The sequence below is a fragment of the uncultured Winogradskyella sp. genome (assembly GCF_947495255.1).
In the GTDB taxonomy this organism is placed as follows: Bacteria; Bacteroidota; Bacteroidia; order Flavobacteriales; family Flavobacteriaceae; genus Winogradskyella.
Genome location: NZ_CANLYI010000001.1, coordinates 242,620 through 266,651 on the forward strand (window position 1 = coordinate 242,620; position 24,032 = coordinate 266,651).

At 31.6% G+C, this 24,032-nt stretch carries 22 protein-coding genes; 10 read left to right on the forward strand and 12 right to left on the reverse strand.

Features of this window, described 5'->3' with window-relative positions:
* Positions 1-7: 7 nt before the first annotated feature.
* Genes Q0807_RS01070 through Q0807_RS01090 form a run of 5 tightly spaced genes read right to left on the reverse strand, consistent with a single transcriptional unit; the run spans position 8 to position 4,699 of the window.
* On the reverse strand, positions 8-1,270 hold the full coding sequence (locus Q0807_RS01070; RefSeq protein WP_299105351.1) for a POTRA domain-containing protein: 1,263 nt from the start codon (positions 1,268-1,270) through the stop codon (positions 8-10).
* Positions 1,267-2,007, reverse strand: a complete 741-nt coding sequence (locus Q0807_RS01075; protein ID WP_299105354.1) for a hypothetical protein — start codon at positions 2,005-2,007, stop codon at positions 1,267-1,269. Before Q0807_RS01075 ends, Q0807_RS01070 begins: the two co-directional genes overlap by 4 nt.
* Positions 2,004-3,011, reverse strand: coding sequence for a glycoside hydrolase (locus tag Q0807_RS01080; protein ID WP_299105357.1), 1,008 nt, complete (start codon positions 3,009-3,011; stop codon positions 2,004-2,006). The genes Q0807_RS01075 and Q0807_RS01080 overlap by 4 nt, the downstream gene beginning before the upstream one ends.
* Before the next feature lie 34 nt (positions 3,012-3,045).
* Entirely contained in the window at positions 3,046-3,960 is a 915-nt protein-coding gene (locus Q0807_RS01085; RefSeq protein WP_299105364.1) for a hypothetical protein, read from the reverse strand.
* Between the two features lie 28 nt (positions 3,961-3,988).
* Positions 3,989-4,699 (reverse strand): DUF547 domain-containing protein, encoded by a 711-nt coding sequence (locus tag Q0807_RS01090; protein WP_299105367.1) that lies wholly within the window; start codon positions 4,697-4,699, stop codon positions 3,989-3,991.
* A 204-nt stretch (positions 4,700-4,903) separates the two neighbouring features.
* On the opposite strand from Q0807_RS01090, the gene Q0807_RS01095 reads away from it, so the two are divergent.
* From Q0807_RS01095 to Q0807_RS01120, 6 genes are all read left to right on the forward strand, one after another.
* Positions 4,904-6,208, forward strand: coding sequence for an NAD(P)/FAD-dependent oxidoreductase (locus Q0807_RS01095; protein WP_299105369.1), 1,305 nt, complete (start codon positions 4,904-4,906; stop codon positions 6,206-6,208).
* Positions 6,209-6,210: 2 nt separating this feature from the next.
* Positions 6,211-7,800, forward strand: a complete 1,590-nt coding sequence (locus tag Q0807_RS01100; protein WP_299105371.1) for a 4Fe-4S dicluster domain-containing protein — start codon at positions 6,211-6,213, stop codon at positions 7,798-7,800.
* Entirely contained in the window at positions 7,800-8,627 is an 828-nt protein-coding gene (locus Q0807_RS01105; RefSeq protein ID WP_299105375.1) for a toxin-antitoxin system YwqK family antitoxin, read from the forward strand. Before Q0807_RS01100 ends, Q0807_RS01105 begins: the two co-directional genes overlap by 1 nt.
* The gene (locus Q0807_RS01110) at positions 8,627-9,316 is read left to right on the forward strand and encodes a glycosyltransferase family 2 protein (protein WP_299105377.1); all 690 of its coding nucleotides are present in this window, start codon (positions 8,627-8,629) and stop codon (positions 9,314-9,316) included. The genes Q0807_RS01105 and Q0807_RS01110 overlap by 1 nt, the downstream gene beginning before the upstream one ends.
* Positions 9,316-10,806, forward strand: coding sequence for a cellulose synthase family protein (locus Q0807_RS01115; protein ID WP_299106097.1), 1,491 nt, complete (start codon positions 9,316-9,318; stop codon positions 10,804-10,806). Before Q0807_RS01110 ends, Q0807_RS01115 begins: the two co-directional genes overlap by 1 nt.
* A 62-nt stretch (positions 10,807-10,868) precedes the next feature.
* On the forward strand, positions 10,869-12,209 hold the full coding sequence (locus Q0807_RS01120) for a mannosyltransferase (RefSeq protein WP_367180227.1): 1,341 nt from the start codon (positions 10,869-10,871) through the stop codon (positions 12,207-12,209).
* Positions 12,210-12,234: 25 nt separating this feature from the next.
* Here Q0807_RS01120 and Q0807_RS01125 read toward each other — a convergent pair whose 3' ends face one another.
* The 7 genes from Q0807_RS01125 to Q0807_RS01155 all read right to left on the reverse strand — a co-directional run bounded on the left by Q0807_RS01125 (position 12,235) and on the right by Q0807_RS01155 (position 18,759).
* Positions 12,235-12,612, reverse strand: a complete 378-nt coding sequence (locus Q0807_RS01125; protein ID WP_299105382.1) for a hypothetical protein — start codon at positions 12,610-12,612, stop codon at positions 12,235-12,237.
* A 252-nt stretch (positions 12,613-12,864) separates the two neighbouring features.
* Positions 12,865-13,278 carry a VOC family protein gene (locus Q0807_RS01130; RefSeq protein ID WP_299105385.1) on the reverse strand — a complete coding sequence of 138 codons (414 nt, stop codon included), beginning with the start codon at positions 13,276-13,278 and terminating at the stop codon, positions 12,865-12,867.
* 75 nt (positions 13,279-13,353) lie between these two features.
* Positions 13,354-13,680 carry a hypothetical protein gene (locus tag Q0807_RS01135; RefSeq protein ID WP_299105387.1) on the reverse strand — a complete coding sequence of 109 codons (327 nt, stop codon included), beginning with the start codon at positions 13,678-13,680 and terminating at the stop codon, positions 13,354-13,356.
* 44 nt (positions 13,681-13,724) lie between these two features.
* Positions 13,725-15,254 (reverse strand): bifunctional GNAT family N-acetyltransferase/carbon-nitrogen hydrolase family protein, encoded by a 1,530-nt coding sequence (locus Q0807_RS01140; RefSeq protein WP_299105389.1) that lies wholly within the window; start codon positions 15,252-15,254, stop codon positions 13,725-13,727.
* A 2-nt stretch (positions 15,255-15,256) separates the two neighbouring features.
* Positions 15,257-16,234, reverse strand: coding sequence for a deoxyhypusine synthase family protein (locus Q0807_RS01145; RefSeq protein WP_299105391.1), 978 nt, complete (start codon positions 16,232-16,234; stop codon positions 15,257-15,259).
* Positions 16,224-17,165: an agmatinase gene (gene speB / locus Q0807_RS01150; protein ID WP_299105393.1), complete on the reverse strand. Its 942-nt coding sequence runs from the start codon at positions 17,163-17,165 to the stop codon at positions 16,224-16,226. The genes Q0807_RS01145 and speB overlap by 11 nt, the downstream gene beginning before the upstream one ends.
* A gap of 133 nt (positions 17,166-17,298) precedes the next feature.
* Entirely contained in the window at positions 17,299-18,759 is a 1,461-nt protein-coding gene (locus tag Q0807_RS01155) for an arginine decarboxylase (protein ID WP_299105395.1), read from the reverse strand.
* Positions 18,760-19,270: 511 nt separating this feature from the next.
* On the opposite strand from Q0807_RS01155, the gene Q0807_RS01160 reads away from it, so the two are divergent.
* From Q0807_RS01160 to Q0807_RS01175, 4 genes are all read left to right on the forward strand, one after another.
* Positions 19,271-21,250, forward strand: a complete 1,980-nt coding sequence (locus Q0807_RS01160; RefSeq protein WP_299105397.1) for a histidine kinase — start codon at positions 19,271-19,273, stop codon at positions 21,248-21,250.
* Positions 21,243-21,992 (forward strand): LytTR family DNA-binding domain-containing protein, encoded by a 750-nt coding sequence (locus Q0807_RS01165; RefSeq protein WP_299105399.1) that lies wholly within the window; start codon positions 21,243-21,245, stop codon positions 21,990-21,992. Before Q0807_RS01160 ends, Q0807_RS01165 begins: the two co-directional genes overlap by 8 nt.
* A gap of 221 nt (positions 21,993-22,213) precedes the next feature.
* Positions 22,214-23,509, forward strand: coding sequence for an OmpA family protein (locus Q0807_RS01170; protein WP_299105402.1), 1,296 nt, complete (start codon positions 22,214-22,216; stop codon positions 23,507-23,509).
* A 23-nt stretch (positions 23,510-23,532) separates the two neighbouring features.
* Positions 23,533-24,006 carry a hypothetical protein gene (locus Q0807_RS01175; protein ID WP_299105404.1) on the forward strand — a complete coding sequence of 158 codons (474 nt, stop codon included), beginning with the start codon at positions 23,533-23,535 and terminating at the stop codon, positions 24,004-24,006.
* Positions 24,007-24,032: the final 26 nt, after the last annotated feature.

The window sequence follows — 24,032 nt, forward strand, 5'->3', positions numbered from 1 at the left end:
TTTTTCACTAAAAATACTGACCAATACCAAAAACCAAACCTTGTGTTGCATCTGGAGTAATGCCTATACCATAATCAATTCTAAAAATAGCATTGAAGATTTTTTTATGAATAAAACGAAGTCCTAAACCTGGATAAACACGGATGTTTTCAGAATGACCAAAGTCACCAAAATCACCTCCGGGATTTCTCCAAGATCCAGCATCTACAAATGCATTTCCTTGCAGAGCAAACCAATTCTTATCACATAACGTATAACGGTATTCTGTATTTAAAACAATAGCAGCTGTGCCTCTATCAATAGTATTACCGACACCTCTAAGATTAACGTTATTATCTACAGAAAAAGGCGCAAAAGGTGTATCGTTATTAGTTGCAATACCTAACCTTAATCTACTTGCCCAATTACCTTTTAGCCCAAAGCGTTTAAAGTATTGAAAGTCGTTCCACCCAATTAAAAAACCAGGCAGTCTGGCATCATCTCTAGAATGTACATATTGAAAATTAAACAGACTTCTAAAACCTTCAATATACTGATAATCATAATTGAGATTATTGTACTCATAAACGAGTTTATAGAGCATCTTCTTCACCACTAATTCTTGAGGTACATTTGGGTTTGTTGCTCCAAATTTATATTGGTAATCTTCTGTAAAATAATTTACACCAAGCTCAAAACGGTTAGAAAAATTTAATTGATAAAGACCTAAAATCTCGAATGATTCATTGTTATATCTATAATCTGCCGTTGTACCATCAAAAAAAACAGGTTCTTGGGTGGTTAAATCTTGGTAATTTATAGCCAAACCTAAAGACCTACTAAACAAATATGGTGCTCTAAAATTCACAGCATAAGAACTATAAACATCCTTTTGGTAAAAGCCTCCGAAGATCATATTCTGACCTAATAAATTGAATTCATACAATCCTAATCGGTATGCAAATTCATCATTATTTGTGGTATAAACATTTACTGAGGGTATTATTGTAAAGTTCTCTTCTATATTGTAAAAAACATTGAATTCGTTTGATACATCAGTTGGAAAAACCTGATAATACGCATGTGCAATAGATGGCAACAGTTTAAGGAGTCTTATATCCTCTTCTATTACAGAAGAATCTAATGCAACACCTGATTTAATATTGGAGATTTTTTTTACAAATGAAGACTTTAATTTTTTATTCCCTTGAATCTTAAGGTCAGCGACTTTATTTTGCGAAAAAACAGAAGTACAAAAGCTTAAGAAAATCAGGATAATAATGCGGTTCATTCTATTGTAAATTGAGAAACAAATATTTCGTTTATCCAATTATCAGCACTCACATCCATTATTGTCATTTTGTAATCTTCACCCAAAACTAAGTTAGGAGGTGTTCCGTTAGTAATATTTAAAACGACGTTGGATGTATCGTAATATTGAAATTGAGTTTCAAAAGTATAAGTTCCTGATATTAAATCATCATCAATTGTAGATAATACTTCAAAAAAGATGGCATTATTGACTTCCGAATTCACATTCCAGCTAAAAAAAGGCATTTGTGCTTCTTCCTGATTTATATTAATCTGATTTGAATATAACGTAGACTGCGTCAGGTTTTTAATTCGTATTGGGTTAGATAATTTAATCTCATCACCTATTTGAAAAGAGACAATAAACCAGCGTTCTGAATCAAAATCACCTACAAACTTTCGTAAATAACCATTAAACACAGCGACATCATCTAGAAATAAGCGATTGTAATTTATAAAATCATTGGGATTAATGTCACTAGAACTTGTTTCGTATAACCTATAATTGGTTGCACCATCTTTTGGATAAAAGAAAATTTCAATTATGTCTGTATTGTCAATGGTATTGCCAGCACAAGCTATAACGGCTCCGTTCTCAACAGTACGTTCTTCGATATAATTTATTAAAGATTCAGATTGATTAATTAAAGTATTAGCATCATCAGTTGAGCAAGATGATAACAAAAGTGAGACTAAAATGTACTTTAATTTTTTCATTCTTCCTTTTTATAATATTGCCTTATTACGTCTTCCGCAGGTTTGTTCTGTGGTGTAAATCTTGAATTATTTTCACCTCCTACTTCATCATGTTTATGAAACCATTTCCAAATAAAACCACCAGCAAACCATGGTTCTTTCCAAAAGGTTTCAAATAATGCTTTAGTTGTATTGACTTGAGCATCGAGATTAACCACATCCATTGCTATGTCTGAAACCCAAGGTTCTCTGCCTGAAAAATCTACACTTCTATAACCATATTCCGTGAACAAAACAGGCTTATTATAAGTCTCTGACAATTTTGTAATAATCGGTTTATGCGCTTTCCAACCTTCTATACATTCTTCATAAGTTGGCGTTTTTTGATTGCTAACAGGGAAATACGCATCTATTCCAATATAATCTAATTGCTCCCAAAAAGGTGTACGTTTAAACTCATCCCAATTTGCGGCATAAGTGAGTTTACCAGAATAAATGGTTTTTATTTCTTTTATTAAATCTGTCCAATATTGCGGTCTATGCTTTACAAACAATTCTAATTCTGTACCTATACAAAGAATTTCGGCATTTACTTCTTGAGCCAATTTGGTGTATTCTAAGATAAAACTGGTATAAGAATCTTCTAATGCTTTCCAGTTCTCTTCAGTAGACATTTTAATAAGACCTGTAAATTCACCTTTCCAAACCCAAATTTGAGGCTTAATCATTACTTTAATACCTTTCTTTCTAAGCTCTTCAATATATTGTTTTGATCCTGGTTTAGTTTCACCAAACCATTGTCTGTCTGTATTATGATTAATCTCAGGATGGTCTAAGTTTTTAATAAAACCAAATGGCATTACTGCAGCAAAATTGGCATTGACCTTAACCACAGGATTTACATGTGACTCGTCAATAATATCTCTTGAAGCAACAAAGCTTACACCATTAATTTTATTGGTCTGAGTTTCACAAGACTGTAGTCCAAAAATTGATAAAAGAAACAAGAGTTTAAATGTCTTCATATAAAATATTAAACTTCTAATTTAATACAATTCTTTACAACAAAGCTCTTAAACCGATACTGAAAGTTTCACCTAAACCTTGAAAGTTATTTCCTCGTACAAATTTTCCGTATGAGGCTTCAATATTTAAAACATCTGTTAACTGGTATTTTCCGCCAAATCCTAATTGCGTATAATTTTGTTCAAAATTATTACCAAGGTCAATTAAAAAAGCTTGTTGAGCATTTACAAATAAAGTAGATTTACTCGATGGAAAGTAGCTTAAAAAAGCACTTAGAGGTAAAAACATACTATTATTTGCAAAACGTTCACCAGAATTTTCTGTTAATGCATCTGCATCACTTTGATTTTCTCCAAAATTAAAACCAAAATCTGCTTCTGTGAATATTTGCCAATCGCCACCTCCAAAAGTTTTGTCGTAGAAAAATTTAGTTTCCCAAAATGTACTCCTTTTATCTAAATAAGCAGGTACAGCTTCATCTTTAAAAACAGGTAGATATAGTGAACTCGTAAAAGAAAAATTAGGAACACTTGCAAAAGGTTGCACTCTAATAGATGGTGCAATTGTTGTCAAACCGCTTCGAGAATCTACACCATTATTTTTAAAATCAAATACACTAAGTGCATTTTGACCACCATAATTATTTGCTCTTACTTGAAAAATAAAACCTACGTTTATTCTAGAATTATTACTTACACCTGTATAAATCTCTGTTGTATTTGTAAAAAAGTTTTGTCTGTCAATAGTAAAAGATTCACCAGTACCTGCACCTGTTTGCTTTGTTTGCGTATACAAACTATTAAAAAACTTAATATCCCATTGCCCTTTGCTCAATAGCTTTGAAGGTGTAAATTCTTGTACGTTACTTTTCTTTTGAGTTCCTTCTTCTTGCGAAAACCCTAGAAATGTGACCATCATTGCTACGATTGCTAAACTAATTTTTTTCATTGCTTTTTTTTAGTTGATTAGTATTAAATTATTGTTTGTTCAAATTCCAGTTATAAGTAAAATAAGTGAGCTTAAAATTTGAAGGAATTTTTTCTGTTCTATATTTATTTATAAAATCTATTTCCGTGATGCCATTCATAGTAAAATCTTCCTTATACCATTTCATAATTTCAGAAGCTTCAACTTTTTTCTTCTTTGTATTCACTTTTAAGAAATTTCCGTTTAAGGCTTTAATCGTTTGACTTTCTAACTGAGCCTCTACTTTGTTTGGCATATAAGCTTCATTAATTAGAGGAGGGCAACCAATAGCACCGCAGACCAAGACAAAATGAAAACGTGCATCTTTAAATTTTGCTCTCAATAATTTATGTTCAATATCGTTAAGAGTAATTTCTTTTCCACCTAGACTATAAGTTGTTCTATCGAAAAAACCAGACGTATCTAGAGGTGATTTTGTTGGGTAATTATCTATAATTCCTTTAATCACCGAAATATTATAGGCATTAATCCAAAAGGATTTATAGTTATTAGCATCTGTTACCTTAACTGCAATACCATCGGCTATTTTTAATAGTTCATCTAACTCTGATTGATTCTTTTTTATAGTCGTGTAATCTACCTTTCCGTTAGCAACATGCTTTTCTAAAAATGAATTAGTTTGTGTAAAAAAGAAATCTAAGTCTTGTGCAGTAGCACTAAAAGTGATTAAAAACGCGATTAAAAAACTGTATACTTTCATAAAAATGAGTCCTATTTTATTAATTTAATAATCTTTCTGTCGCACATAAATTCTAACACTTACAACTATGTAAAAAAAAATAAAACAACAGAAATACTATAAACCTTACAAGGGATCTCCTATTTAAATTCTTTCTAAATTAAATAGATTCTTTAAGTTCTTACCTTTAGCTTCGACAGACCACTTAACTAACAATTAAAAACCATGGACCACATCGTTATAATAGGCAACGGAATTTCTGGCGTTACATTAGCAAGGCATATTCGTAAACTTTCTGATAAAAAAATCACCATTATCTCAGCTGAAACAGATTATTTCTTTTCGCGTACAGCTTTAATGTATGTGTACATGGGACACATGAAGTTTGAACACACGCAACCTTATGAAAATTGGTTTTGGAAAAAAAACAGAATCGAACTGAAAAAAGGTTATGTAAAAAACGTCTGTACAAAATCCAAAACCCTTCATTTTGACAAAGGGGAAACCATGCCATATGATAAATTAATTATTGCCACTGGCAGCAAACCGAATAAATTTGGTTGGCCAGGACAAGAATCAAATGGTGTTATGGGAATGTATCATAAACAAGATTTAGAGAATCTTGAAAAGCATGCTCCAAACAAAGATGTTTGTAAACGTGCCGTTATTGTTGGTGGTGGTTTAATAGGCATTGAATTAGCTGAAATGCTGAATTCTAGAAAAATACCAGTAACATTTTTGGTTAGAGAAGACAGTTTTTGGAATGGTGTTTTACCTGAAGGTGAAAGCGAAATGATTAACAGACACATTAAAAATCATCATATAGATTTGAGGCTTTCTACAAATTTGAAAGAAATAAAATCGGACGAAAACGGAAACGTAAAGTCCATTATTATTGAAGAAACCGGAGAAGAAATAGCATGTAATGTCGTTGGCTTAACAGCAGGAGTAACACCAAATATCGATTTCTTAAAAGATTCTGAAATTGAATTAGGACGAGGCGTCAAAGTCAATCGTTTTTTAGAAACTAACATAAAAGACGTCTATGCTATTGGTGATTGTGCAGAACAACATGAAGCTATAGGAAATAGAAGACCAATTGAAGCCGTTTGGTACACAGGCAGAATGATGGGAGAAACCTTAGCACAAACCATTTGCGGAAATAAAATTGAATACAAACCAGGACATTGGTTTAACTCTGCAAAGTTTTTAGATATAGAATATCAAACCTATGGTTGGGTATTTGGTGTAAGAGGTCGTCCAGAATACGAAAAACATTTTCATTGGAAACATAGTGATGATACAAAATGTATCACTGTAGCTTACAATAAAGACACCAACGAATTTCTAGGCATCAATACTTTTGGAATTAGAATGCGACATGAAACATTTGATAAATGGTTAACAGAAAAACGGAATGTTGATTATGTAATAAACCATCTCTCTGAAGCTAATTTTGACCCAGAATTTTATTCAAAATTCGAAAATGATATCCTTTCTACTTACAATAACCAACTACAAACCGCTTAATTATGAGTAACAAAATAAATCATAGCATGTCTTTAGCTAAACCAGATGCTGTAGACATTTCTAACAAACAAAAAATAGCACTTGCAGTTGGTGTTATAGGGTTATTCGTATTAGTCCTAGCATTATTCAATACCAATTTTCCCAATAAAGCAGTTTTCTTATCACTTTCATTAGGTTTAATTATTGTTGGCATCGTCGTGTATGCAAGAGATGCCTACCTCAACAAATTAGAAGGTATAAAAAATGATGGTGTTTGGTTTAAATCCATTTCATCTCGTGGTATTTGGGGTTGGATTGTTGGTATTATTCTAACCACATTTTATATCGTTCTTTATTTCTTTCCAAAATATTTAGGATTAGGCTCAGATGGTGAAGCTAACTCAGGCTTAATTGGTTTATTTGACCCATTGAGTCAGCTATTAAGTGGAAGAAATGCAAGTCAGTGGTTTGTTTATGGGACACTTTATACTGTTGCGATTTTAGCTTTTGGATATAAATTTATGCTTAAATACAGACACAATCGTTATCAGCAATTGCGAACGGTTTCAGTGATGTTTTTTCAATTAGGCTTCGCTTTTCTGATTCCAGAATTTATGTATGTAATGAATAACGATTTACCTTACTATGATTTAAAATCTATGTGGCCTCTTAACTATTATATTTTTGATGAATGGTCTGTAAACGGATTCCTATCTAATGGTAATATTGGCTTAGCTTTAATTCTGTTTGGTATTATTTCAATCTTTGTTATCTCACCTATATTAACTTACAAATATGGAAAACGTTGGTACTGTTCTTGGGTTTGTGGTTGTGGTGGCTTAGCAGAAACTGCTGGAGATTCTTTTAGACAATTATCCTCAAAAAAGATGTCGGCATGGAAAATTGAACGTTGGTTAATACATACCGTTCTTGTCTTTTCTGTACTAATGACAACAGCAGTGATTTATACGTATTTAGGCTATGACAAAAATGACTTTTGGCTTACTAGAGATGTTTTCATTGCTTTAGTTATTGGCTTTTTAACATTAGTATTTGCCGCTGTTATGTTTTTTAAAAGACAAGAACTCGGTAAAGATGCCAAATATGGAGCCATTGGTTTCTTTGTGGCAATTACCGTATTACTAGTGATGCATTTTACTGGCACAACTGAAAACCTTTTCTATGTAAAAGCAAGTGTATTAAGATCTTCATATGGAATTTATATTGGCTCTATTTTTTCTGGTGTCATTGGTACTGGTTTCTATCCTATTTTAGGAAATCGTTCTTGGTGCCGTTTTGGTTGTCCAATGGCTGCCGTTTTAGGATTTCAACAACGTATGTTTTCTAAATTTAGAATTACCACAAATGGTGGACAATGTATTTCTTGCGGAAATTGTTCTAACAGTTGTGAAATGGGAATAGATGTACGTGCATACGCCCAAAAAGGTGAAAACATTGTACGCTCTAGTTGTGTTGGCTGTGGTGTTTGTTCTGCTGTTTGCCCAAGAGGTGTATTAAAATTAGAAAACGATTCTATGGAAGGTCGTATCAACCCTACTGAAATACTTTTAGGAAATGATGTTGATTTAATGGATTTAGTGAATAAGAAATAATGAGATTAACTTTACTTCTATTTATATTTTCATCTATCGCTTTTGCCCAAAAAACCTACACAAAAAGTACGTTTAACAATGGCAATATTAATTCTAAAGGATGGATTCAAAATGATGTAAAAGTAGATTATTGGTATTTTTATCATGAGAACGGACAATTAGAAAAACGAGGTGCTTTTAGAAATGGTAAAGAAAACGGGTTTTGGAGATTTTTTGATACAAATGGAAATATTAAAGCCTATGGAGATTTTGAAAATGGTTTAAAAGTCAACCATTGGAAAATATTTTCTAACAATAGACTTTTAGAAGAAGGGCATTACAATAACGGTAAACGTTCAAAATTCTGGAAATTCTATTTTCCAAACGGAAGACTTAAACATAAAGGACATTACAATGACGGTTTAAAAACAGATTACTGGAAAGCCTTTTATAATACTGGTAAATTGGAGAATGAAGGCGAATTTAAAAACGATAAACGTTCTGGCTTTTGGCGATTTTTCTATAAAAATGGAAAAATTGAAAAAGTTGGTGATTATAAGTTAGGAAAGCTCAGTAGCTATTGGCAATTTTACAGCGAAAATGGTTTAAAAACATCCGAAGGCCATTTTGTAAATGGAGAAAAAGACAATTGGTGGTTATTTTACGATGAGAATGAAAAAATAAATCACAAGTGTCAATTAACTAACAATAAAAAAAATGGTTATTGTTTAATGTATAAAAATGAAGAATTAGTTTCTGCAGCCAAATACTCTAAAGGTAAAAAGCTAAAAGTATGGACAGACTTAAAATCATTTAAGAGAGACAACAAACTATCAGATTTAAAATAATGCCCAATATAAAAGTTATTATTCCTGCTTATAATGAAGAAGAGTCGATTCCTCTTGTTATAAAAGCCATTCCTACTATTGTAGATGAAGTTATTGTAGTCAGTAACAATTCTACCGACCAAACAGAACTTAATGCAAAAAATGCTGGTGCCACTGTATTGATAGAAAAGCAAAAAGGGTATGGTTTTGCCTGTTTAAAGGGTATGGATTATATTTCTAATCAAAAAAATAAGCCAGATATTATTGTTTTTTTAGATGGAGATTATAGTGATTACCCAGAAGAATTAACAAAAATAGTCCAACCAATAATTGAAGAAAATATCGATTTTGTTGTTGGCTCAAGGGTTGAAGAACTGCGTGAAGAAGGATCAATGACCAAACCGCAAATATTTGGTAATTGGCTAACAACCAACCTAATGAAACTATTTTTTAAATCTACTTTTACCGACTTAGGTCCTTTTAGAGCCATAAAATACGATAAGCTTTTAGGTTTAAAAATGGAAGATAAAACTTATGGCTGGACGGTAGAAATGCAGTTAAAAGCATTAAAACAAAAGTTAAGTTATAGAGAAATCCCAGTAAATTATAGAAACAGAATAGGTGTCTCAAAAGTTTCAGGTACGATAAAAGGTGCTATCTTTGCTGGCGTAAAAATCTTGACATGGATTTTTAAATACAGTTTTAAGTGATCTACCTTCAATATACAATAATTGTAATTTATACAATTGCCATAGTACTAATATTTATGTATGCTTTGGCTCAGCTAAACCTACTCTTTAACTACCTTTCTTCAAAAAAGAAACGAGACGACTCTGAGACATTTGATTTTTCAAATTCAGAAGAAATTCCAATAGTTACCATTCAACTACCTGTCTATAACGAGATGTACGTAATGGAGCGTTTGTTAAACAACATTGCCCTTTTAGAATACCCAAAAGATAAATTAGAAATTCAGGTTTTGGATGATTCTACAGATGAAACCATTGCCTCTACAAAAGCTCATGTAGAGCAACTTGCAACAACAGGATTAGATATAAAACATATTACCAGAACTGACCGAAGTGGTTTTAAAGCTGGTGCACTTAAAGAAGGATTAAAAATTGCAAAAGGTGAGTATATTGCCATTTTTGATGCCGATTTTTTACCGCAGCCTAATTGGTTAAAACGTACTATTCCTTATTTTAAGAATGAAAAAATTGGTGTAGTCCAAACGCGTTGGGGACACATTAATAGAGATTATTCTTTGTTAACTAAAATCCAAGCTTTTGCTTTAGATGCACATTTTACCCTAGAGCAAGTTGGTAGAAATAGTAAAGGTCATTTTATTAATTTTAATGGTACAGCTGGTGCTTGGAGAAAAGCATGTATTCTCGATGCTGGTAATTGGGAAGGTGATACACTTACTGAAGATTTAGATTTAAGCTACAGAGCACAATTAAAGAATTGGGAATTTAAATACCTAGAAGATGTTGAAACGCCTGCTGAATTACCTGTAGTTATTAGTGCAGCCCGTTCTCAACAATTCCGTTGGAACAAAGGTGGTGCAGAAAACTTTAGAAAAATGCTTTGGCGTGTTGTAAAGTCTGATAATATTTCAGCGAAAACAAAAATTCACGGTTTACTTCATTTATTAAATAGCTCTATGTTTTTAAGCATATTTACTGTGGCTATTTTAAGTATTCCGATGTTGTATATTAAAAATGAATATGCACACCTAAGAAACTACTTTTATGTAATGAGTTTCTTTGTAATGAGTACTATTATTTTCTTTGTATGCTATTGGTTTATGTACAAAAGCATCTATGGTAGTGGCTTTAAAAAATTCTTTAGTTACATAGGTATGTTTTTTACATTCTTCTCAATAGCTATGGGCTTTTCGCTTCATAATTCTATTGCTGTTATTGAAGGCCATATTGGTAAACGTAGTGAATTTGTACGTACACCAAAATTTAATATAAGTACGATTAGAGATTCTTGGAAAGGTAACAAATACCTTAGAAAAAAACTCTCACCTCACGTTGTTATTGAAGGTATGTTAATGCTTTATTTTGCTTTCGGAATGTATAGCGCATTTGTTGTTGGTGACCAAGGTGGTGATTTTGGGTTGTTTCCTTTTCACTTAATGCTCTTTATTGGTTTTGCTTATGTGTTTTTTAAATCATTGACTTCTAAAGTGTGATTGCGCTTTGGAAATATCATAAACTTCCTCTTCTATTTTTTTTTATTAGCAGCATTTTTTATGTGAGTTTCGCCTACGATTTAGTGCGCTCAGACACCACAAAGCTTTTATTACTTTATGTGGCTCTTTTTGTATTTGCCTTTCAAATTATAAAAAAATCAGGATTTAACTTTAGTTTATTAGTCATATTCTCAGTAGCTTTTAGGTTATTGTTTTTATTTGCTACGCCAAATTTATCACAAGATTTTTATCGTTTTATTTGGGATGGACAAATGCTACTATCTGGTTTTAATCCATATTTAACAACACCTAATTTTCAAATGGAATTAGGGGTAATTACTGGGTTTCATAATCAAGTTGAATTATATAATGGCATGGGAAGTTTAAGCGCTTCGCATTTCACAAATTATCCACCAATAAATCAACTATGCTTCCTATTTGCAAATCTATTTCCTGGTAAAAGCATTTTAAGCTCAGTTATTGGATTAAGACTTATTATAATTGCTGCTGACATTGGAACACTTTACTTTGGAAAGAAACTCTTAGAACGTCTAAAACTGCCTTCTTCAAAGATTTTTTGGTACATTTTAAATCCGTTTATAATTATTGAATTAACAGGTAACCTTCATTTTGAAGGCGTCATGATATTCTTCCTTGTTTGGTCACTATACTTACTACATGTTGGCAAATGGAAATGGGCAGCTTTTGTATTAGCTTGTTCTATATCAGTAAAGTTAATTCCGTTAATGCTATTACCTTTATTTTTTAATTTTTTTAAATCACATAAGAACGAAGAAAATACAACAAGCGTTTTAAACCTATTAAAGCGTCTTAATCTGCCAAAACTAATTACTTTTTATGCCATAATTGGGACAACTATACTTCTACTCTTTTTGCCATTTTTCTCGATGGAATTTGTAGATAATTATTCTAAAACTGTAGGACTCTGGTTTGGTAATTTTGAATTTAATGCTAGTATTTATTATCTCATAAGAGAAATAGGTTTTGCAATTACTGGCTATAATGAAATTGCTATAATTGGTAAAATTCTACCTATTATTTCCGTCTTAATTATTTTGAGCTTTGCGTTCTTTAAGGAGCATAATAATTTAACTAGATTAATAACTTCAATGTTATTGGTACTCACGTTTTATTTATTCTTAAGTACAACAGTTCACCCATGGTATATTGCAACTTTAGTAATATTAAGCGTATTTACTAATTACAAATTTCCAATCGTTTGGTCATTGGTCGTTGTGCTAAGTTATTTAGCATATTCTAACAGCACCAATTCTGAAAATCTTTATATAATTGGATTGGAATATGGCATTGTATTCTCTATATTTATTTGGGAAGTAGCCCTAAAAAAAAGACTGCTAGTTTCCCAGCAGTCTATATCTTAACCATTTTTTATTAAATGAAATTGTATTATTTCATTTTTTTTACTTCTAATATTTTAAAACTCTCAAAAGTTTCTACATAACCATTATCGTCTTCCTCTTCGTATTCTGTTATTTCATATGTAATTTGAAAACGTTTACCAATCATGTCTTCAGATTTTAAATTAACCGCTTTTAATGCTTCTTCTGAAATTTCAGTAAAGAACATTGTTATTTCACTTTCCTCATCATCTTCATCTTCTCTAATTATAAAAGAGTAACCATCTTCAGCGTCATAACCATCAAAAGTAGCTGTCGTTGTAACCGTTTTCTTTTCTTGTGTTTTAATTGTTTTCTCCAATAAAGCGTTTGCACTAAATACAACGATAGAGAATATAAAGGCTAGTGTAAGTTGTCTGTTTTTCATTTTTACTTAAAATTAAAAAATTGTTGTTTTAAATTCCTGTGTTTTAAATTTTAGGTATAGATATGTTATTGACCAGCAAGACTTATAAAGCCTTGCTGTACCTATAACTAATTATTTGTTTTGTGGTTTTGGGAATTTGCTACCTCAAGCCCAAATGCTTTTAGAATATAACCTCATGATTATAATTACTGTAGCTACAATTGTAGATTTTTTTTAGTCTAATCGTTTTTTAGAGTAAATTTAAGTTTGGCACTACACTTTAAACATCTCCTTAGAATTTTTAAAGCTTTTAAACTCTAACATATAATCGTTAGGGTCTTTAATAAAAAAAGACAAATGCTCTCCTGTTTTACCCTCTAAAAAAGTAGTTTGAGTTACAACTTTTAACTTTAGATTAATCAGTTTTGCATAAAGCGCTTTCCAGTTTTCTTCATTTACAATAACACCAAAATGAAATGACGGCAACAGTTTGCCTTCAAACACATAATTGGGACTATGAAAATGAAATTTTTCGGCTTGTATAAAAGTAATTTGATGACCAAATAAATTTATATCTAACCAATTGTCACTTGTTCTTCCTGCGGAAGCTCCAATGCTATTTAAGTAGAAGTTCTTAGTTTCTTCTACATTTAAACACGGCAACGAGATATGAAATGATGTTTCCATAATTCAACCATTTAAAATTTATAACATTTTAATATATAGTAAATTACAAAATATTCTCAACGTGACAACTATGATTTAGTCAAAATCTTCGTCCTCAGCACCAGGCTCTAAATCTGGATCTTGCACAGCTGTTGGATCATCATCTTCAAAATCCTCATAATCATCTTCATCGTAATTCTCCATTGTCTGCTCTAGCTTAGTACTTACTTTCACTAAATATTTAGTATCTTCAGTAGTTACCTCAACAGCTTCAATAATTTCATTTTTAGCATTCTTAAAAGAAACAATTTGTTCATCATCGTAACCATCTGGATATTTCTCTACAAGAAGTGCTAAAATTTCGGGTGTTAATTTTTTGAAATCAACTATAACTCGTTTTAAATGTGCGTCTTTCGGTTTCATTTTTTAATAATATTTCTGAAGCTAATTTTTTTTAAATATAATACTTATTTATTTACTCGTATAACATCATAAAAATCTTTTCTTCGATCTTTTAAATTTTTTACAGCTCCAAAAGAGTGTAATTCTCGTAAAAGACTTAAATCCACATCTGCAACTAAAATCATTTCGGTATTTGTCGTTGCTTCTGCTTTTATTCCATTACTAGGAAATGAAAAATCGCAAGGCGTAAACACTGCTGATTGTGCATATTGAATATCCATATTATTTACATTAGGTAAATTACCAACACTTCCCGCAATAGCCACATAACATTCATTTTCAATAGCTCTGGCTTGTGCGCATAAGCGTACTCTAGAATAACCATTTTGAGTATCTGTTAAAAACGGCACAAACAAAATATCCATACCTTCTTCTGCCAATAATCTTGATAATTCTGGGAACTCAGAATCATAACAAATTAATACACCAATTTTACCTGCATCAGTTTCAAAAGTTTGTAGTTTATGACCTCTTTGCATTCCCCAAATTTTGGCTTCGTCTGGTGTTACATGGATTTTTTCATAACGTTCTAAACTTCCATCTCTGCGACATAAATAACCAACATTAAACAACTTGTTATCTATAATTTCTGGCATACTACCTGTTATAATATTAATATTATAAGAAATAGATAATTGTTGCATTTTCTCAACAATTACCTTAGTATACTTTGCCAATTCTCTAATCGCATCTGGCTCGTACATATGATTGTACTTTGCCATTAATGGTGCATTAAAAAACTCTGGAAACAACGCAAAATCAGAACGATAAGCTGCAACACTGTCTACAAAGTATTCTACTTGCTGCATTAACTCATCTAAACTATTATAAGTACGCATTTGCCATTGTATAAGACCTAATCTCACAATGGTTTTTATAGCAGATGCTCTTTTGCTTTTTTTGGTATAATAAATATTATCCCATTCCATTAAAACAGCATATTCATTTGACGCTGTATCGCCTTCCAAATACCCTTTTAAAACTCTAACAGGATGAAAATCATTAGAAATTTGAAAGTTTAAAACTGGATCATGAATTTCTTTACGCTTTACCTTTTCAATATACTCTTTTGGAGTAAGCTGCTTGTGTTTATGGTAATTTGGCATGCGACCTCCAAAAACAATACCTTTCAAATTCAGGTTCTCACAGATTTCTTTTCTGTAATCGTATAAACGTCTTCCTAAACGTAAACCTCTATATTCTGGCTTTATAAAAACATCAATTCCGTAAAGCACGTCACCATTGGTATCGTGCTTTTTAAAAGAATCACCTTTTATAATATCCGCATAAGTATGCTCATCATCTATACTGTCATAATCAACAATAAGCGATAATGCACAACCGGCAATATTACCATCAATTTTAATAACCACTTGTCCTTGAGGGAAAATGGAAGTTAAGCGTTCTATATGATGTTTTTTCCAGTAGGAATCTAAAACGCCTCCATAAGATTCTAAGGTTGCAGATTTTAATTCTTCAAAATCATCAACCGTTAAAAACTTTAATTCTATATTTTCAATCTTTTGATCGTCCATGATTACATATCCAAGAGATAAGCAAAAATTAATGGTGCAACAATTGTAGCATCACTTTCAATAATAAATTTTGGTGTATTAATGTCTAGTTTTCCCCAAGTTATTTTTTCGTTTGGAACTGCTCCAGAATACGAACCATAACTCGTTGTACTATCACTAATTTGACAGAAATAGCTCCAGAATGGTGTTTCTGGTTTTTCCATATCTTGATATAACATTGGGACTACACAAATAGGAAAATCACCAGCAATACCTCCTCCAATTTGGAAGAAACCAATACCGTTTTCAGAATTGTTAGTGTACCAATCTGCTAAAAATGTCATGTATTCGATACCAGATTTCATTGTACTTGCTTGAAGTTCACCTTTTATAACATAGCTTGCAAAGATATTTCCCATTGTACTATCTTCCCAACCTGGACAAATAATTGGTAGGTTTTTTTCTGCTGCAGCATACATCCAAGAATCTTTAATATCAATTTCATAGTGCTCCTCTAAAACACCAGATAATAATAATTTGTACATATATTCATGCGGAAGGTAACGTTCACCTTTAGCTTCAGCATCTTTCCAAATTTTCACAATATGTTCTTGGATTCTTCTAAAAGCTTCTTCCTCTGGTATACATGTATCTGTAACACGGTTTAATCCTTTTTCCAACAAATCCCACTCATCTTGAGGTGTTAAATCTCTATAATTAGGAACGCGTTTGTAATGAGAATGCGCTACCAAATTCATGATATCTTCTTCTAAATTTGCACCTGTACAAGACACAATTTGCACTTTATCCTTGCGAATCATTTCAGCAAATATCTTACCTAATTCTGCAGTACTCATTGCACCAGCCAAAGATACTAACATCTTTGCGCCAGAATTTAATTGGTCTTCATAACCCTTTGCTGCATCAACTAAAGCTGCTGCATTAAAGTGTAAATAGTACTTTTCTATAAATTTTGAAATTTCGCCTTTATTAGTAGTCATCTTCAGTGTTGAATTTAGATTTTTTGTTTCCTTCTTTGTTTGAATCGTTAAAGTTACTTTCAAAAGTATTTTCGATATCTTGATCTTTAAACTTGTAGCTTAACATTTTGTAGTACAATTTTGCTGCTAAGAAGTCTGATGATTTATCGTTTTCATTTGGGCATAATTCTACGATATCAAAACCAACCACGTTCTTTTCTTCAAAAACTTGTTTTAAGAATTCTAAAGTTTCATAATACAATAATCCTCCTGGTTCTGGTGTGCCAGTACTTGGCATAATTGAAGGATCTAACGCATCTAAATCGAATGTAATAAATACGTTATCTGTCATTTGATCAATAGCAGAATCCATCCAACTATCATCTTCTGCCATTTCATGTGCGAAGTATATTTTGTCTTCGTCCATAACCGTTTTCTCAATGATATCCATAGAACGAATACCAACTTGAATTAAATTCGTTGTTTGGCTAGCTTCATAAACAGCACAAGCATGGTTGCATGTAGAACCTTCGTAGCTCTCACGTAAATCTGCATGTGCATCAATATGTAAAACCGTTAAACCTTCAAACATTTCATTAAAGGCTCTAATGGTTCCGATTGAAATAGAATGTTCACCACCAAAAACAGTTACGAACTTGTTCTTTTTAATGTATTTTTTAGTCGCTAAGTGTACAGCTTCTACCATAGCTTCAGGTGAACTATTTTCTGAAACGGCATCTGCTAAGAATACACCTTGTTGATAAACCTCCGAAGCTGTTTCAATATCATACAGCTCCATATTTGCCGAAGCATCTAAAAATGCATCAGGACCTTTATCAGCTCCTTTTTGCCATGTACTTGTACCATCGTAAGGCACAGGAATTAGAACGATTTTAGCTGTTTCTAATTTTGCTAAATCTTCTGGGATACCAGCGTAAGTTTTTGTTTTCATGTTTATTTCCCGTGAAAACGGGAATCTTTTTAATTGTTATACTTTATAAAAAACACCCCTAAAGTCCCCTCAAGGGGACAATTTAAACTAGAGGCATAATTTTTTATTTTAAAATTTATTTTCTAGTAGTTCTTTAGACCTGTCCATTTTCTAACAGCGAAGCAGTCTTGGTTCTTGTCTCTTTTTTCTCTTTCGCCTCAGTTTCATACCCCAAAATACCAAGTAGATTCTCACTTTTTTGTTGCTCTGCAAATACTTTTGTACTCAGATTTCCTTCTGCATCTTTTTGAATTAAAATATGCTTTGGTGTTGGTATTAAACAGTGTTGCAATCCTCCAAAACCTCCAATGGTTTCTTGGTAAGCTCCTGTATTAAAAAAGCCAATATATAATGGTTTGTCTTTATTATATTTTGGTAAATAAATAGCGTTTGTATGTTGCTCACTATTGTAATAATCGTCACTATCGCAAGTTAAACCACCTAATAAAACGCGTTCGTAACTATCTTGCCAACGGTTAATTGGCAACATCACAAAACGTTTATTTATAGCCCAAGTGTCTGGTAAGGTTGTTATGAAAGATGAATTAATCATATTCCATTTTTCACGATCATTCTGTTGCTTTTGGTAAAGTATTTTATAAATCGCTCCTCCACTTTCTCCTACAGTAAAACTACCAAATTCAGTAAAAATGTTTGGTACATCTACCTCTTCTTCCTCACAAACAAGTTTAATTTGATTTACTATTTCATCTACCATATAAGCATAATCAAAATCGAAAGCCAAAGAGTTTTTTATAGGAAAACCACCTCCAATATTTAAACTATTTAATGATGGACAAATTTTCTTTAATGATGTGTATACCTTTAAACATTTGTGCAATTCATTCCAGTAATACGCGTTGTCTCTAATACCTGTATTAATAAAAAAGTGCAACATTTTCAGTTCAACCTTTTTATTATCTTGAATTTGAGCTTTATAAAAAGGCACTATATTTTTGTATCCAATACCCAAACGAGAGGTGTAGAATTCAAATTTTGGTTCTTCTTCTGAAGCAATTCTAATACCGACTTTAAACTTTCCGTTTATTTCTTCAGACAGTAAATCTATTTCCTCATAGTTATCTATAATAGGAATGGCGTTTTTATGACCATCATTTATAAGATCAGCAATATTATTAATGTATTGTTCTCGTTTAAAACCATTACTTAATACATACGTATCGTCTGTGATTTTACCTTCTTTCTTTAAAGCTCTAACAATATCAATATCAAAAGCAGAAGATGTTTCAATATGAATATCATTAGTCAACGCTTCATCTAACACATGCTTAAAATGAGAACTTTTAGTACAGTAGCAATAGTTGTACTTGCCCTTGTAATTGTGTTTTTTAAACGCATCAGCAAACCACGTTTTAGCGCGCTGAATGTTATTAGAAATTTGTGGTAAATACGTGAATTTTAATGGTGCTCCATGTTCTTCAACCAATTTCATTAGGTCAATATTATGGAAACGTAGCGTTTTGTCCTCAAGTTTAAATTCGTCTTGTGGAAAGTCAAAGGATTGATCGATGAGATCAATGTATTTATTGTTCATGTTGTTTGTAAAATATTCAAGTGTAAAATAAAAAATATATGCGTAAACTCTGTTAAGGTTACGTTATATCATACCTGAATCTGGCTTTGTGTAGTTGGTACAAAACCATAAATATGCTGACTAGCAGCAATCGCAGAAGCGGAAGTTAGCTCTAAAATTCGGTTACTTAACCTGTAAGCTGCTCTTGAATATGACTTCCTAATTTTCAAGAACCCGAACATATAAACATGTTTCAATTGTTCAGCTAAAAACCGGTTTTAATATCTTGTTAGACTGACACCAATTTTCGCTGCAAATGTAAATTATTTTTTTATATGCAAAACATTTTTTTATTTTTATTTTAAATAATTTATCACACTAACAACCAACACCTTAAGTACATTATTTCCTATCCTTAAGAATTACTTATTTTACGTAGTAAAAAAGCTATACTTATCTCAATAATATTAACGAAAATGTTAAAATTTAAGAGATAAAATCGTTAAATTTGAGATAGAAAGTTATACGTATTATGACGTATCTATCTCACATATCGGTTTACTTAATATATCTTCTTGCCTTTACAAGTTTATACGGTCTCAACGCTGCCAAATTAGAACCTTCCAATACATCAAGTTTCAATAAATATAAGATTGTTATAAAACGAGACTCTGCAAAAGTTGCTCTGCAAAACAAAATAAAAATAGCGAATAATGACAGTTTAAAAATAGCAATAGCCTATTATGATTATGGTCAATACTTAGATGTCAATGGAGAAAAAGAAGCCTCCATAAAAAACTTAAAAATTGCTCTACAAATAGCAAAACAATTAAAGAATGATAAAAAAATTGCTGCAATAGGCAATTATTTAGCAAGTACCTATTGGGAAGTAGGCACTTACCAACCATCAATAGATGTATATATTATTGCTTATGAAAGTGCCGTAAGAACTAAAGATAGCAGCCAGATTGCTAAAATAAGCATGAATTTAGCAAGCAACTACAATTATTTAGGCGAGTATGACTTAGCCATAAAATACGCACTTAACGCACTCAAAATAAAAGAAAAAGCCAAAGACTGGGAACGCATTTGTTATCATTATGTTTCAATGGCAACTATTTTTAAAGAAACTAATAATACTGAGAAATGGGAATTCTACATAAACAAAGCTTATAAATTAAAAGACAAGGAAAATTGTGCTTCACTTGGCGATATTGCTAAAATATATAACAACTTAGGTTCTATTTCTGAAAGAAAAGGGCAACATAAAAAAGCACTTGCCTATTTTGATTCATTAATGGTATTAAGTAAAGAAGTTGGCTTTAATAAAGGTATCAGTGCTGCACTAAGTAATAGTTCTAATATTTATAAAAAGTTAAACCAAACCGAAAAAGCGTTACAATTATTACAAGAATCAGAGAACTATTTTAGTGACCCATATGAAATTATTTCTAACAACAATAGTAAGGCAGAACTCTATTGCATATTGGGACAAGACAATGAAGCGCTCTCATTAGTATTAAAGAACACAACACTTAAAGACCTTTACTTTTATTCTATGGAGCACCAAAAAACGTTACAGCTCTTATCTGAGATAAATGCCAATTTATTAAATTACAAAGAAGCTTTACGTTGGAATGACTCCCTACGTTCTCTAGAAAATAAACTTCACGATTCTAAGGTTCAAAAAGGGATTGAAGAATTAGAAACCAAATACGAAACTGAAAAAAAAGAACAACAAATAGAATTATTGACCACTGAAAATGAGTTAAAAAATCAACGTATTAATGCAGGTATCGTAATTCTTTCATTCTTAATCATTTTAATTCTACTCATATTATACATTTTAAATATTAAAAACAAGCAATCAGAATTAAAACAAAATAATTTGAGATTACAGGTATTAAGAACCCAAATGAATCCACATTTTGTGTATAACGCTCTAGGTTCTATACAGAATTTTATGATGAAGAATGATGCTCGTAAAGCCTCACAATACCTTTCGCAATTTGCAGCTTTAACACGTGCTACACTTAACAACTCAACGGCAGCATCCATTACCTTAGCTGATGAAGTTAGTATGATTGAAAACTACATGGCATTAGAGAAAATGCGAAAGCAAAATAAATTTGATTATAGCATTAATTATGACCAAGACTTGGATCTAGATTTTATAAGAATTCCGCCAATGCTTAACCAGCCCTTTATAGAAAATGCTATAAAACACGGTTTCAAAAATATTGACAAAGGCGGCATTTTAACTATTACTATTACAGACAAAAAAGATTGGATTGAATTTATTATTGAAGATAATGGCGAAGGATTTTTAGAAGGCTTCACAAAGAAAAATCATAAATCTATGGCAATGTCCATTTTTGAAAATAGAAGAAAACTAATAAGACAGAAATACAAAAAGGACTTTAAGTTCGAAATCGTCAATTTAAGAGACAAACACCCTAACAAAACAGGAGTAAGAATTACAATTAACATTCCAATTTTAAATAATGATTAGAGCTATTATCATAGACGATGAACCTGCAATGCAAGAAGTAAACAGCCAATTACTATCCGAGTATTTCCCACAAATTAAACTCGTAGGGACTGCGGATTGTATTAAAACAGGCATTGATTTAATACATAAAAAAAAGCCAGATTTAGTGTTATTAGATATTCAATTATCTGATGGTTCTGGGTTTCAGTTGTTGCAAAAACTACCATCTTATGATTTTAAAGTTGTTTTTATAACCGCGTTTGATTCCTTTGCCATAAAAGCCATAAAGTTTAGTGCTATAGATTATATTTTAAAACCAGTTAATGAAATTGAGTTTCAACAAGCTATCCAACGCGCTATTGAGTTAATTGAAAAGAAAGTACATACAGAATCTCAAGTCAATGTTTTAATGGATTCGTTTAAAAAAGAACTACAAAACAAAAAGCTCGTTTTACGCACCCAAAACTCTATGCATATCGTAGACATTAGCGATATTCATTTTTGCAAAAGTGATAATAGTTATACTACATTTTACTTAGATAATAATGAAAAGATATTGGTGTCTAAAAGTTTAAAAGATTACGAAAGCATACTAAAAGAATATGGTTTTTTTAGACCACATCAATCCTATTTAGTCAACCTCAATCATATAAAAAAGGTTGACAAAACAGATCATGGTTTTTTAATAATGAAAAACAAAAAAGAAATTCCTATTTCAATACGTCAAAAGAAAAATCTAATTGACCTATTAGATAATTTGTAGCCAACAATCGTTACTAAATATTTATTCTTAAGAGAATTAAATAACATCTTCCTTTATAGTTTTACCTAGTTAAAGAATACTTCAATGTGCTATAAATTAAAAACTTGCAGCACAAATTCCATTAAAAAACTAACGAATTCAAATTGAAATATAACGTAATCAAGTTCTGTTAAAAAGAACCAAATGTCTGTTGTAAATTTAGGTAATAAACAGCACACGTTATGAAAACTTCTAGCCCAAAAATAAAATCAAAATTTCTATTTAAGATATTGATTGTACTCAGTATGCTCATAGTAATTCCTCAAAACTCTAATGCGCAAATCTTAAAACGATTAAAAAAGAAAGCAGAGGACAAAGTAGAACGCGAAGCAGAAAAAAGAGCAGAAAAACGTATTAATAAAAAGATTGATAAAGAATTTGATAAAGCTGAAGATGCTATTGATGGTAAAGACACAAAGAAAACTGATAGCATATCAGACAAAACAAAATCTAAAAAAACTAGCACTAACAAAAACACTGAAAGTAATGAAGAAACAAAAAATCAAAAGCCAAATGTGGTTTGGAGTAAGTTCGATTTTGTACCTGGAGATACTGTAATCTTTGAAGATGGACCAAGTATAAATGAAGAAAACGGTGAGTTTCCGAGTCGCTGGGATTTATACAATGGTTCTGCCGAAATAGCCAGTGTTAATGGAGAAAACATCATTATGTTTTTAGGCAGTGGAGGTGGAATAGTGCCTTATTTGAAAGATTCTGATCAAGATTATCTGCCAGAAGTATTTACTATAGAGTTTGATGTTTGGTTTGAGAAAGGACAGACTACTGCCAATAGATTTTTCATTGCTTTTAGAGATAAAAAAAATCAATGGAACAAAGGCTTAGGAAAGGAATTAACGGTATACCCAAATGGTCTTGAATTTGGAGAAACTGATAAAAGATATCCTGGCACCGAAAATCTTGGCTGGAGCAATGAACCTGTTGGAAAATGGCGACATATTGCAATTGCTTATACTAAAGGTAAGTTTAAAGCCTATATGGATGATACGCGATTAGTTAACATTCCCCATCTAGAAGGAAATCCTTGGGGATTCACTATCCGATCTCTGAAAGGAAATCAATACTTAAGAAATTTCCGAATAGCAAAAGGAGGTGTTAAATACTACGACAGTGTGCTTTCTGAAGGAAAAATCATAGTAAACGGTATAAAATTCGATGTAAATAAAGCCACCTTAAAAGCAGAAAGCATGGGTCCTATCAATAAAATATACAATTTAATGACTAAAAATTCGGACATTAATTTTAGTGTAGAAGGACATACAGATGCTGATGGTGGAGACGACACAAACATGGAATTATCTAAAGCAAGAGGAAAAGCTGTTATGGATCAATTAATAGCCATGGGCATTTCTAAAGACCGACTTAAATCTAATGGGTTTGGCGAAAGTAAACCAATAGATAATAACAGTACACCTGAAGGAAAAGCTAATAACAGACGTGTCGAATTTGTGAAATTTTAAACTAAAATATAAATACTCTAATCATGAAAAAATCTATAGTATTATTCGTCATTTTAATAAGTGTCTTTAGCCTAACATTTAACTCATGCAGCAGTGATGACGACGAAAGCAATGACCCACAAGTTGCAACTGGCTCTTTCGAAATTTATTTAGATGGTGTTCTATTTAAGCAAGGAACAAACGCAGAAGTAGGCTTAATTAAAGATAACCAAGGTAACTATGTTAATACCGTTACCATTGGTATGGGTTCTGAAACTGGTATTGTAGTTTCTGGTTTCCCAACAACGATAAGTGATGTAACTACTATGGATAATGATAGCGATCCTGGTATTAATATTAATGTAGGCTCGGATTACTACGGAACTATTTCTGGCACTATGACGAGAACATCTGCAAGTAAAATTTCTTTTGATGGCACCTGTACAAAACTAATGGAAGCACAAGTTTATACCATTACAGGTTTTGTGCAATCTACAGCATGGGAAGTCATAGATTAAAAAAACAGAGCTCTAATTTCTAAAAT